Origin of the sequence: Streptomyces sp. BJ20 (assembly GCF_022869105.1) — a bacterium.
In the GTDB taxonomy this organism is placed as follows: Bacteria; Actinomycetota; Actinomycetes; order Streptomycetales; family Streptomycetaceae; genus Streptomyces; species Streptomyces griseoincarnatus.
On the sequence record NZ_CP094918.1, the window covers coordinates 2,983,700 to 2,997,429 of the forward strand.

The 13,730-nt window shown below is 67.0% G+C and carries 3 protein-coding genes; 2 read left to right on the forward strand and 1 reads right to left on the reverse strand.

What is annotated here, in order from left to right:
- Positions 1-239 precede the first annotated feature (239 nt).
- Positions 240-1,102 (reverse strand): IS5 family transposase gene (locus MTR79_RS13550; protein ID WP_107115281.1). Its coding sequence is split into 2 segments (ribosomal slippage): positions 240-743 and positions 746-1,102, totalling 861 coding nucleotides; the frame shifts between segments, so codons are not numbered across the junction.
- Positions 1,103-1,162: 60 nt separating this feature from the next.
- Between MTR79_RS13550 and MTR79_RS13555 the strand changes: the two genes are divergently transcribed.
- Together MTR79_RS13555 and MTR79_RS13560 are read left to right on the forward strand one after the other, a co-directional pair.
- Positions 1,163-7,441 (forward strand): ATP-binding protein, encoded by a 6,279-nt coding sequence (locus MTR79_RS13555; RefSeq protein WP_244790366.1) that lies wholly within the window; start codon positions 1,163-1,165, stop codon positions 7,439-7,441.
- 2,099 nt (positions 7,442-9,540) lie between these two features.
- Positions 9,541-13,608, forward strand: a complete 4,068-nt coding sequence (locus tag MTR79_RS13560) for a LamG-like jellyroll fold domain-containing protein (protein WP_244793155.1) — start codon at positions 9,541-9,543, stop codon at positions 13,606-13,608.
- The last annotated feature ends 122 nt before the right edge of the window (positions 13,609-13,730 follow it).

The following is a 13,730-nucleotide window of genomic DNA, read 5'->3' on the forward strand; positions in this document are numbered from 1 at the left end:
GGCTGGTGGCTGGCCCTCGACGACGCCTGCTACTTCGGCAGCGACGGCGAGCCGCAGCCCGTCCCACATCATCTGCCGCACTCCATGCGCCATACCTGTGCCTCGTCGCTCGTTCAGATGGGAGTATCGCTCTCGTTTTCCCTCCTATAGGCGCCCAACCCGAGACAATGCACAGGACATGGGTGATCTGACTGCCGCGCATCGCGGGTATGAGTACCAGGACCTGCTAGAGTCCGTCTTCAAACGGATCTTGCCCAGAGCAGGAGCGACGCGAGACTGACCGCTGCCTCGTATGAGGTGGCGGTCTTGTCGTATCTGGTCGCGATGCCGCGGAAGCCCTTGAGCCGGTTGAAGCAGCGCTCGACGAGGTTGCGCCGGCGGTAAGTCTCCCGGTCGAACCCTGGCGGTCGACCGCCGCGGCTCCCGCGCCGCAGTCGGTGCCGCCGCTGGTCGGCCTTCTCGGGAATGGTGTGCGCGATGCCGCGTCGCCGCAGGTAGGCGCGGAAACCGCGGGAGCTGTAGGCCTTGTCCGCGATGACCTGGTCGGGTCGGCAGCGTGGCCGGCCGAGGCTGCTGCGGGGAACGCGGATGCGTTCGAGCAGGATGCGTGCGCAGACACTGTCATGGCGCTGGCCCGGCGTGACGAGGAGGGCCAGAGGACGGCCCTTGCCGTCGCACGCGAGGTGGACCTTGGTGGTCAGTCCGCCCCGGGATCGGCCGAGGGCGTGATCGTCCGGTTCGTCCGGCCGCTGATTCCCCCTTTTCGGCCGGTGGCGGCGGCGTGCTGGTGGGCGCGGACGATGGTGGAGTCGATCTGGACCAGCCAGTCGATGTCACCGGCGGCGTCGGCCCGGGCCTGGATCTGCTGCAGGGCCCGGGTGAACACCCCGTCGATCGCGTAGCGGCGGAAGCGGGTGTAGACCGTCTGCCAAGGCCCGTAGCGTTCGGGCAGGTCACGCCACGAGATCCCGGTGCGGATCTTGTAGACCATCCCGTTGATGACCTGCCGGTCCGACACCCGGGGCCGGCCCGTCGCGGCCCGCGGTATCAGCGGAGCGAGCAACTCCCACTCCTGGTCAGTGAGTTCATGACGACGTACCACTCCACCATGATCCACCACCTGAATGATCTTTGAAGACGGACCCTAGAAGCATGTCGTGCGGTGGACCTGCTTTTGGGCGGGATCGTCGCCGTGCACGTTGACGAGAAACTGGTACCGGACGACCGTTTCGACGATCTCACCGTCATCGGGGCGGACGGATGTCGTGAGCGGACCCAGTTCAAGCACTCGGACAACGGTGATCACCCCCTCGCTTACGATTCGTTCACTTCGGAGGGCCGTGGGCTGAGACTGGATCGCCTCGTGGCAGCTGCCGTCGCCGACCGCGACGGCCCGGGGGCCTCTGCCCGTGCAATCCGACTGCGCATCGTGATGCGGGACGCACCACCGGACGACGCCGTACTGCGCGCGGTCATGGTGCCCGCACGTGCGTCCGACGCGCCGTTTCTGGCGGGCATGAACACCACTCTCCTGCGGTTCGACGCCGAGGCTCTCTGGCGGGGGGTCGAGCTGCCAGCGCAGGGCAGGCGCAAGGCGGGAAACGTTTTCGGGTTCCTGGCTGAAGGAGGGACGGCCATCTCCAAGGAAGATCTGGAGTGGTTCTGCGAGCACCTGGTCGTGGAGCTTGCCGCGCCGCCCATGACGATGGACCTCCAGCGGCCGGGGCCAGCTGAGCAGCTTCTCCTCCAGCGTGTGCGCGGCGAACTCGGTGCGGGTATCCACCCCAACGAAGGCCGCTCGCCAGCCGACGTGGCCGAGGCGCTGATCCGCACGGTCCGGGCCGCCCGTCAGCGGGGCATCAAGGTCACATCGCAAGAACTGCTCCGCCGAGCCCAGATGCGCCAGGACTTCGGCGCCGTCCTACGTGCGCATCCCATCGATCGGACCCTGGAAGTGGCGCGGCCAGGCGCGGTTGGTGCGCTGGTGGAGGCTGCCGGGACCGCCGCGGTCGACGGAGACGTCTTGCTGGTGACCGGCCCGCCAGGCCAGGGGAAGTCCTGGGCGTGCCAGCAACTGGTCGAACAGCTCACGCGTGATGGATGGCTGGTCGCCGAACACTATTGCTACCTGGGTGACGCAGACGGTGATCAACTGACCCGGGTCATGACCGAGTCGATCTTCGGCAGTCTGCTCGGCCGGCTGGCTGAGGCAGATCCGAGTCTCGTCCACGACCAGCGCCCGCGCTTCGCCGCCGATGAGGAGGCCCTGGCGAACGCCGTGGCGACGGCCCTACGCAAGGATCCCGCCCGGAGAGTGGCGTTCGTCGTAGACGGGCTGGACCACGTCACTCGTGTACACGGCGGAAGGACCAGGAGAGCGGACCCGTCGCTGGCCCTTGCCGAGGTACTCAGCTCGCTGCCGCTCCCAGCCGGCAGCGTACTCATCGTCCTCAGCCAGCCCGGAACCCACCTCGCCCCCCTCAGACAGGCAGGAGCAGCAACCGTCGCTGTACCGGCGCTCGCGCAGCAAGAACTCCGTGACATGGCCGAGCGGCTCGGGCTCGTCCCGTCGAAGGGAGGCGACGAGGCCGAGGCACTGCTGGCTGACGACCGGGACGTCACGGACTTCCTCGACGCGCTACAGGAACGCTCAGGCGGGAACGCTCTGTATACGACGTACCTCTGCCGTGAGGTCGCCCTCCGCCCACAGGTGGTTGCGGACGCCGCGGCAACCGTGCGGGCGCTTCCCCCGTACCGCGATTCACTGGAGGACTACTACGCCCACCTCTACGAGACCCTCGGTGGCGAAGCCGATGTCGTCGCGGACATCATCGCCCTGCTCGGCATGCCGGTCACCCGCGAGGAACTCGGGCAGATCGTCCCGGACCGGGGCCACCGGATCGACCGTGCGTTGAAGGTCCTGGCCCCGGTGCTCTCCGAGCGGACCGGGCAGGGTGAGGTCCGGGTGTACCACGAGTCGTTCGCTCGCTACCTGCGCCTGGGGTACGAGGACCATCCCGATGCCCTGCAGTCGACGCTCGCGCTAATCGCCACATGGCTGTCCGGTAAGGGGCTGTTCGAAGACCCGAGGGCCTTCCGACGGCTCCTGCGAATCCTTGCCGAGGCTGGGCGTGACACCGAGGTGCTCGACCACATCGGACGGGACTTCGTCGCCCGCGCCGTCTCGGCCGCGTTCCCGGCCTCGGCGATCAGGGACAACCTGGCCACCGGGCTGCGCTGCGCCGCCAGATCGGGAAACTGGCCGCTCGTCGTGCGCTGCGTCGAGCTGGCCCGGGCTGCGCAGACTTACGAGGGTGAGCGCTTCGACTCGGTGCTGGTGGACTTCGTTGACGTGCCGATCGCGTTGCTCGGGGCTCAGACCATGGCGGACCGGCTCCTGCACGACGGACGGACCGTGATGCCCGCCCGGGCGGGCCTGCAAATGTGCGCGGCGCTTGATGCCGCAGGTGCCGTGGCACCCTGGCGCGAATACATGGCGGCATTTCAGCGCGAGGACGAATCCGACAACACCTCGTACGGAGAAGACTCCGACCGGGCCGTCAGCCTGGCCTGGCTGCGCGGCCGGCTGCGACTGCCCGCGGCATACCGGGGGACAGAGGAGGAGGGGCCAGGGCAGGACAAACTCAGCGCACCAGTGTCGCTGGACACCATCGCCCAGCGGCTCGATGAGCACGGTGACCAGTCAGTGGCCGACGCCGTTGTGAAGGCGCTGCTCGACACTGTGGGAACCGATGCTGTCACCGGCCTGCTACCGCGACTAACAGCGGGCGGCCCGGTGTGTCTCTCGCTCGCCGAGCAGATTGCTGCCGGTACGGTCCCCGGACAGCCGGGCAGCGCAGCGCACTGGGCCCGGAAGGCCGCTGGCTTGGGGCATCGGCCGGGGACGGTGCACCGACTGCTGGCGCTGGGGGCCGCTGCGGACGACCTGGCGGGGGACAGTCCCCCGGTCCGGCGCGACGTGCTGCTCTCACTCACCCGTGACATACAGCAGGAACGCGTCCGCTGGAGTCCCGAGGCCGTCGCCCGATGGCTCGACGCGCTGGCGGTCGCTGCAGCAGCCGATCCCTTGGCGCTGGATGCGGCGGAGGCGCTCGTCCAAGGGCCGGGATGGTATCCCTGCTGGCTGCGCTTTGTGATCACCCTCGTACGCGCCGAATCCGCCAGTGTGGACCTCCGGTCCGGCCTGGCGGTGGAAGCCCTCGGGCTCCTGACCGGAGACCTCAGGCCCTTCGCCGGCAATCCGCGTGCGTGCGACCTTTACGCGATACACCCTTTCATTGAGGTGACGGTGCGCAGGGCGGTCGTGCTCCTGTCCGACGATGACTGGCTGCAGGCGTGGGAGACACTCACCCGCGTCAGCCGGGGGATCAGCACTACTCTGCGCGGTGAACTGGGCGGTCCACTGCCCGCCGACCTACTGCTCTCGATCGCCGTCCAGCGGGCGACGCCTGCACGGCGGGCCAGTGTGGACGAAGCCATCCAGAGCGAGTTCGAGCAACAGGCCGGCGGACGCTACTACAGCGACCTCGCCGGGTACCTCCTCACCCACGCGCGCCTCGCCCTCGCCGCAGGTGAACCCGCCGGGGCGGAGGCACGCTGGCTGGAAGCCTGCCGCTTCCTAGTGGCCTACGGCTGGCACAAGGACATCACTGTCTATGAAATCCTGGACCCGCTGCCCGCCCTTGTCGCCGCCGACCCGGCCCGGGGCAGGGCGCGGGTGGCGCAGCTCCAGCCGCTGTGCGAACGCCTGGCCCTCCACACCGACGGCAAGGAGACCCTCGCCGCCCGGCGGGAGTGGTGGCGGACACTGGCCGGGGCAGATCCTGTCGCCCTCGCTCGGCTCGCCGCCACCGGGATCTTCGGCGACTGCAATGGCCCCAACGACCTCCTCCACGGTGCGCGGGAGAACCTCTGGCACAGATGGAAGGACGAGGCGGATCCGGTCGTGGCAACGGCGCTCCGCCTCACCCTGGACAGTCCGCTCCTGGATGGGGACGCGGCGGTATTGGACCGGCTCATCCAGATGTCCGGTCCTTCGATGTCCGACGGCGTATCGGAGTTGCTCCGCTGCGCACTGAGCCGGGCGGACGAGCGGCCGGTGCGCTACGACTCCTCCAATGGTGACGAGACGAAGGCGTCAGACGAGCGATGGGTCGCTGCGCTCAACACCGTGGCTCAACGTGGTGGTGGCCCGAGCATCGAGCCCCTTCCGCACCTACCGGTCGCAGAGGAATCCCGGAGCTGGAGCGGCTCGCCGACACCGGCGCCGCCACCAGCGGCCGGGGACTTACTGGCCGGTGTGGTGTTGTCACCCGTACCCCCTGGTCCTGTCGGTCTGATCCGAGCACTGAGAGAATGGCGCCTGCGGCCTTACGGAACCGGTACACCGCAGCAGGCCCTCGACCGCATGACAAACCTCGTCGGTTACCGGCTGCTCAGCCTCGCCGACGAAGGACGTGCCGACGAGGCTGTACAAGTCCTGAGGGCCATCGCTGGACCGTTCGACTTCCTTGACGGCCCCCTCCTCCTGCGCCAGCTCGCGGAGGGACTCGAACGGCACGGCCAGGGCGGCTTGGCCGCCGAAGCGTACGCACTGACCTGGGTGCGGACGCGCGGGCAAGGCGGGTGGCTGAACTTCGGCGGGGAGACGTCCCTCGACGCCCTGGGCAGAGCCGCGCAGATCGATCCGGTCCTCACCTTCCGCGTCGTCGCCGAAGAGGCAGAAGCCATCGTGAGCACCGGCCGATACGGCACCCACGGTGTCACACAGGCGCTGATCTACGCCTTCGCCCGCCAGGCCGTCGGCCTGCCCGGGCACAGCTCCCTCGATTTGGGGTTCGCGCTGTGGGACGAAGCGGCGGCGGTCATCGAGAGTCGGGCGCCTCGGGTTCACGACAGCGACGACCCCGACTACCTGTACTACGCCCCCGATCGGGACACTGGCACGGCGGTACACGGCGATCTGGACTGCGCCTTTGCGACCGCGGCACTGGCGGGAGTGGCCCATGCGGGACGCGAGGCCAAGCGGCGGTCGATGATCGCCGCTCGGGCTCTCGTCTCACTGCGCCCGGAGGCAGCAGCACCCGCCGTGGCCCTGGCACTGGAGCATGCGTCTGATCCGGCGACGCTGACCTGGTTGCTGTGTCTCCTCGAGGAGCAGGGGCCAGCTGGCCGGGCCGTCTTGGAGAACTGCCAGGACGCGCTCGGGGCGCTGGCCCAAGGACCTCTGCTCACCGTCCGGGCTCTTGCCCGTCGGCTGCTCATCAATGCGACGGATGTCCCCATGGGGCCTTCCGCCCCGGACGTGTTGCAGCCCCCCGTCCGTCTGTGGACGTCCTCCGGGCAGAAAGACGACCGAGACGATCAGGCGCTGGAAGGGCTCGTACGAGAACTGGCCGGCGCACGGCTGTACGAAGCCGAGCAGGCGCAGCCGGGGCTGGTCCGGGCGGTCCTGGCCGATGCCCGCCGCAGGCTTGGCAGCGAGCATGCGAAAGTCAGGTGCAGGACTCAGCTCCGTGCCTACCGTAGTGTCGACGAACAACTACCGCCGGACGCCTACCTCGCCACTGAAGAGGCGGTCGAAGAAGCGGTCCAGAGAACGGCAGCAGGTAGCCGTGCTTACCGGCTCTCGAACGGTTTGGGCGTGTTCGATCCGCGAGCCTGGGAAGACCAACTGGCCACCGCACTGACGGACAGCCCGATTCTTCCCCTGGCCTTCGAGGCGGCGCGCTGGCCGCGCCCCGGCCTTCGGACTCCGCCAGGTCCGGACGACCCGGTCGATTCAATGGCCGGCGTAACCGCGGAGACCGTCTCCGTGCGGCCTTTGGTGGAAGCGAACGTCCTGAGCGGTCAGCCACTCAATGGCTGGTACATCCTCGCTTTCGTGGAGAAGCGCAGGTTCCTGTCGTTGCACAGACGGACGACCGACTCGGTCAGCTTGAGGTTCTCGGGCCCGGAAGTAACGGCGCGCAGAGGCCATCGGACCCCGAACGTCCCGCCGTTCTCGGACGGCGACCTCGTTGAATGGGCTGAGGGGCCGGCGCAGCTACCTCTGGCTTTTCCACATGTCAGCTTCCCGCTGCTTGGTGTTGACCGCGACATGGTTGCAGCCGGAGATGCCGCTCATGGTCTGGGACTGCCCGACCTCACGCTCACACCAGGCTGGTGGCTCCCTGCCGCTCTGCACCTGCGGCCCGGGGCCCCCTTGACTCTGGAGGACAACCGCGGGCCAGCCCTCCGTCTTATCTGTTGGCGTACCGAGTACGAGAGGAGCTCTTACCACCTCGCCTGGCCGCGGATGACCGGTTGTGCCGTCGCGATCCGCCCCGATTTGCTGGAAGTCCTGGCCGAACGGGCACCCGCAACCGTCGTCATCCGAGACTTTGTCATGCGCCTTGGGCATGGCGAAGAGGGGAAATGACGCGGAAGCGCTCGGTCGTGTGGTGGAGGAGCGTGCTGGCCGGCCCTGGTCCTCTACCTCACCGCCGCTGACCCCAGTTCGCACCTTGTTCTGGACCTCTCAACTTACCTGACGACTCATCAGGTAAGTCAGCATCCAATCAGCATTGGACCGGGGCAATCTTCCGTACATGCTCCCGGTTGAAGGCTTCGCGGCAGGCTGCTTCGTGCAGATCGCGCAGGTGAGAAGCCTGCTCGCCACGGCGCACGATGTTCTGGAAAGTCTTTGAGTCGAAGACATGCCGATGTACAGTGAAGGACGCCCCTGACCTGCAGAAAGTTGGCAGGGAGCTGTCTTCTAGGAGTCCAAAGTGCTGCGAACTTTGATCAAGTCCAAGATCTAGCATCTGAGCGTTTGCGCAGGTCAGAGGTGTGATGGGGCCGCTCAGGTCAGCAAATGGTCAGCATCGGACGCGGGAGCGTCCTGACTTGCTGACCTGACGGCCGCCGTGGCGGGGCCTGGGCGCGAATGTCCGGCTCTCGTTTGGAGGTTGCGTCTCTTGGCTCGTCAGCTCGCCCGATGGGGTCGTTCTTCAAGGGCTGCGGCTGTGCCCGGCCGTCCCTGTGTCCCAGGTACTTTGCAAGGTCGCGGGTTGGGTGAGGTTGCCCGGTGATGGGCTGTAATGTCGTGTCGGCATACACGTGCATATGCCCAGCCAAGTACGAGTGCGCGTGCTCAGTTGTTGATGCCCTGGTGACCGGCCGGTGTTGTTCGCCCCGTGTTGTGAGCGGCGGATCCTTCTGCCCTGTCGCTGCTCAAGGCTCTTCCCGTGGGCGGCCCTGACGCAGGCTTCGTCCGGCATGCGTGGAAGACTGCGGCGCACGTCTCTCGCCGACCTCACCTTTGACCAGTGGCGGTCATTCGACCTGTCGACCGCCAGCCGAGTCGCACAGCAGGCAGCTGACCTGGCGGGTGGCCGCGTGGTCGCCGTTGAGGAGCCGTTGTCGTACCGATCTTGATGGACGTGGGTTCGACGGTGGGAACTCGGTCGGGTGGTCTTGCTGCATGCTGAGCATGAAGACAGGGCCTCTGGTGCAGCTCGGGGTTGTCGATACCTTGAGCGCGCCAGGAGGCCCTGTTGTCGCAGTTGTACACCCTCGCGCCGGTCGGTTCCAACTCGGTCGTCCGGGAGTGTGATTGTCTCGCCCACCGGTTCGGGAACGCCGGGAACAACCCGCGCAGGCGTCCGAGATACCCCTCGGGCATGACGGACGCTGAATGGGCCGTCGTTGCGGGACGCGATGCCCGTGCCCTCCTGGCTGGAGGGCCGCGGTGGGCAGCCGGAGGGCTACTGCCACCGCCAGCTGGTCGACGCGGTGCGCTACTCGTAAGAGCAGTCACAGGACTTCATCCCAGACGTCGCCGCCGTCAGCCCATCGGCCCGGAGACCGCGACGGTCAACGGAATGCCCTGGGCGATGGGCTGTGGAAGATAGTCGCACCGCTGCACCTTCCGGTCCGCCACCGGCACCGTCCCGCCGCCCTGCTGTCTGGGCAGAGTGATGCCGCATCCCACGTCCATCCATTCTGAAACGTTCAGTAAGTGGGCTGATCGCGCCGTCCGACGCCGTCTACGCCAACTCCAGTGCCGCCCCGACGTCCTCGACGACTGCCTCAGCGGCACGGTCCTCCAACGCAAGCCGCCATGACGACACCACGCTTTGAAGGTCAGTGGTCAGTGCCACGCGGCATCGAGCATTCCAACAAGCGCGCATCTGGCACAGCTTACCCTGGGCCGATCTTGTGATGGTGCGTTAAGTTCTCTCCTGATCAAGAACTTTCATGATAGATTCATAGTGTCGAGGATGTGTGAAGATGAAGACGCGTGCGCGTTTGCGCGCCGTCCGGGGAACCGTGGCGATCGCTTTGAGTTCCGTGCTCGCGGTGGGGCTGATGCCTGGTGCGGCGGCAGCGTCTGACGGGGTGGGAACCGATTCCCAGAGTGTACCAAGCACACAGGGGCCACAGGGCGGTTCGCTGGGCTCAGGAGAGGTCCCGCCCTCCGAGAGGGAAGCTCGGGCACAGGCCAAGAAGACCGGGCGCAGTGTGGAGATCACCTCGATGCGCGGCGAGAGCCACGACGTCTTTGTGACCCCAGAGGGCGATCTGGAGGCACGGGAGTATCTGCGTCCCGTCCGGGTCCGGGTCGGCGGTGAGTGGAAGGACATCGACACCGACCTCGCGCGGACCGATGAGGGCACCGTCGTGCCGAAGGTGGCCACCGTCGGGCTGACGTTCTCCGGCGGTGGGGACGACGTACCACTGGTACGGATGAACAGAGCAGGCCGGGAGTTGGCTCTGTCCTGGCCCGGCGGGCTGCCCGAACCAGACCTGAATGGCGCCACGGCGACATACCGGAACGTGCTCCCGGATGTGGATCTGCGCATGGGTGCGCAGGAGGATGGGTTCACCCAGTTGCTCGTCGTCAAATCGGCTGAAGCCGCGGAGAGTCCTGCACTGTCCGAGTTGCGGTTGAAGATGGCCGCCGACGGCATGGAGGTGAGGGAGACCGAGAGCGGCGGCCTGGCAGCGCTCGACGAGGGCGCCGGCACCGCGGTGTTCGAGGCGCCCAAGCCTTTCATGTGGGACTCGGGAACCGATACTGGCACGGACCAGCTCGCTGCCGTGGGCGCAACTTCCCAGGTCCGTGCCGCTGCCCTTTCGGCCGAGGCCGCCCAGGAGACCGCCGACGACAGCGAACCTGGCCCCACGGAGTCCGCCAAGCTCGCTCCTGTCGCCGTGGACCTCCCAGCCGACGGTCGGGAGTTGGTCCTCAGGCCGGACCAGCACGTGCTAAGGGGGGAAGACACCAAGTACCCGGTGTTCATCGACCCGCAGTGGTACTCCCCGCGTGCTTCGGCCTGGACCATGGCATCGAAGTACTGGGCGTCGTCGCCTCAGTGGAAGTTCAACGGTAAGTCGGACGCAGGTCTCGGGTACTGCGGCTGGGACTACTGCGCACCGTATGACACCAAGCGGCTCTTCTACCGCGTCCCGACCTCGAAGTTCGCGGGCAAAACGGTTCTGTCGGCGGAGTTCGTGGTCCGCAACGTGCACTCGGCGTCCTGCACGGCGCGAGAAGTGCAGTTGTGGCGCACGAAGGGCATCTCGTCGTCGACGACCTGGAACTCCCAGAACGCCTCTGGATTCTGGATCAAGAAGCTGGCGGCCGAGCCGTTCGCCTATGGCTACACGGGCTGCGCCGCGAAGGACGCGGAATTCGACGTGAGGTCGGCGATCCAGGAGGCTGCGAACGGCAAGTGGTCGACGATGACGTTCGGCCTGCGCGCTGCCAGCGAGGACGACCGGTACGGATGGAAGCGGTTCTCGGACAAAGCGTTCCTGCGGGTGAAGTACAACCGTGCGCCGGCCCAGTTGAAGATGTCGCAGCTCACGATGACTTACGGCGGTACCTGCAAAACCCCGTACCCCCCTGCCCGCGTCCGCACCCTCGGCACAATCCGCGCGAACAACGTCACCGATCCTGACGGGGACAACGTCGGCGTACAGTTCCAGGCGAAGTGGGACGGAGGCTCGTGGAGTCCGACCCGCGCGGCGGGCAAGGCGTCCGGCTCGTCGTTCGCGATCTCCCTGCCGTCGTCGATCCCCAAGAACAAGACCGTCCGCTGGTACGCCAGGGTCTTCGACGGGGCGCAGTACTCACCGTGGTCACATGCCGGAGCCGCGTCGGCATGCTACTTCGTCTACGACACCAGCGTGCCCCAAGCACCGACCGTGAGCTCGGGTGAGTACCCGGAATCGGATCCGGCCAACCCCGAGGACCCCTGGTACGACGGGGTGGGCCAGTACGGGTCGTTCACCGTCGACGGGGTCGACTCGGACGTGACGACGTACTGGTACGGCATCAACGGGGATCCGACCTCAACAAACAAGATCACCACCTCGGGCGGTGCCGCGCGGATCGCGAAGGTGCTGCCGGCCAGACCCGGCGTGAACTTCTTCACGGCACAGGCCTTCGACTCGGCCGGTAACGGCAGTGAGATCCGCACCTACCAGTACCGGGTGAAGGCCGGGCAGCCCGACCGGGCGACATGGCAGATGGACGAGGGCGCGGGGGCGAACCAGGCGAAGGGATCGACACCCCCGCGCACCCTGAAGCTGCTCGGTGGCACGACCGCCGAAGCCGAAGGCGCGGTCGGCACGGCGGTGCGGTTCAACGGCACGGACGGATATGCCGACACCGACCTCTCACCGGTCAACACCACACAGGGCTTCACCGTCTCCGCGTGGGTCAACTTCGATCAGCAGCCCACCCGATCGATGGTGGTGGCGACCCAGCCGGGTAACAGCACGGCCGGTTTTGAGCTCTACTACTCCCCGGTCCACGGATGGGTGTTCAACCAGCACGCATCGGACACCGCCGGTGCCGCATCTGTCATGGCGAAGGCTGCCACGCCCGCCCCGGTCACGGTGGGCAAGTGGACGCAGGTCGCCGGATCCTACGACGCGACCCTGGACCGGCTGCGCCTGTACGTCGATGGTCAACTGGTCGGTGAGAAGTCCTGGTCGACCCCCTGGAACGCCCGCCGCGGTCTCAGAATCGGGGCCGGGTCCTACAGCGGAACGCCTGGCAACTTCTTCTCGGGCGCCATCGACGACGTGCAGATCTTCAATCGGCAGCTGGAGGACAGCGAGGTCACTCAGCTGCACGCGAAGCAGAACGTCGGTGACCCAGGCTCGCCCGCGATCGCGGTGTTCCCCATGGACGAGGCAGTCGGCGCGACGGAGATCGTCGGACACGGCGGAGTGATTCCCGCGACCTACCACGGAACGGTCACCACGGGCGTGCCGGGAGTCGCGGGCAAGGCCGCCCGCTTCGACGGCACCACCGGCTACGCGAAGGTCGGCGAAACGAGCGCCCCACACGTGAACACCTTCCGCAGCTTCACCGTCTCGGCCTGGGCGAAACTGGACTCCCTGGCGTCTGAGAGCGGCGTGGTGGTGCTGCAGGCCGGCAAGGAACGGCCCGGGATGGAGCTGTACTACTCCGCCGCCGCCCAGCAGTGGGCCTTCGCCCAGTACACCGCGGACTCGGCGGACGCGGGCATCACCCGTGTCACGCAGCCCGCCGGCGCAAAGGCCTACGCCGGGGAATGGGCGCACCTGGTCGGAGTGCACGACACGGACGACAACACGCTCTCCCTGTACGTGAACGGCACGAAGGCCGGCTCCGTCACCCAGAGCAGCCCTTTCTACGCCGACAGATCGATGTACATCGGCGTCGGCGACTTCGGCGGAGCGAAGCAGTTCTTCTTTCCCGGCACCGTTGACGACGTACGTGTGATGGACCGGCCGGTCTCCGCCGACGAAGTGGGGCAATTGTTCCGGCAGCGACCGCTGATCAAGAGCCGGTGGATGTTCGAGGAGGTCGCCGACGCCAGCCCTGTTACCACTCCGAACGCGGTGGCCGGCGGCAGCGCGCTCGCATTGAACGATGGAGCGACGAAGTCTGACACCGCCTTCATTGACTTCGGCGGTCTGGAATTGGACGGCGTGAAGGGCTATGCGTCCACGACGTCCGTTCCGGTCGACACCAGCGCCAGCTACACGGTCACCGCTTGGGCACAGGCTGCCGCGCTGCCCGAAGACGGCGTCTCGCTGATCAGCGCCGAGGGATCCACACAGAGCGCCTTCACCGTGCGGTTTGTGCCGGACCCTGTGGACCCAGAGGGCCTGGGGCACTGGGAGTTGGCGCTTCCAGACAAGGACAGCGCAGATGCGGCCGTTGTACATGTCGCGAACAGCGAGTTCTTCGACGCGCGGGAATGGAACCACCTAGCGGTCACCTACGACGGTTTCGCCAAGCAGGCCAACCTATACGTCAATGGCGTCCTCCAGGTGGTCTCCTGCGGAGCTGACGACAGCGATGAAGAGGCCGACGAGGACGCGTGCGGGGACCAGACCTCCTGGGCGGAGAACGCGTCGGCTTTCAAGGCCACCAAGTCCCTCCAAATCGGCCGTACCAAGGCCCACGGGGTATGGGGCGAGTACTTCCCCGGCATGGTCGACGACGTGTGGACCTTCCAGGGTGCCCTTAACGATAGCCAGATCGAGGAACTCGCTGGCTCCTGGTTCGACGTGCCCACCGAGGTACCAGCCGGCAGGTGACGTGGCCGGAGGTGGTGCGTACGGATCACCGTGCGCACCACCTCCCGTACCTCTCACCTTATTCACTTGTGGCGGCATCAATTCTTCTCGCCGGATACGCCGGGGTCGCCACTTAGCTAAGG

What these genes read in the sequence shown, in the direction of transcription:
- MTR79_RS13560 (WP_244793155.1), top strand. Translation starts at nt 9,541, where the DNA reads ATGCGCGGCGAGAGCCACGACGTCTTTGTGACCCCAGAGGGCGATCTG.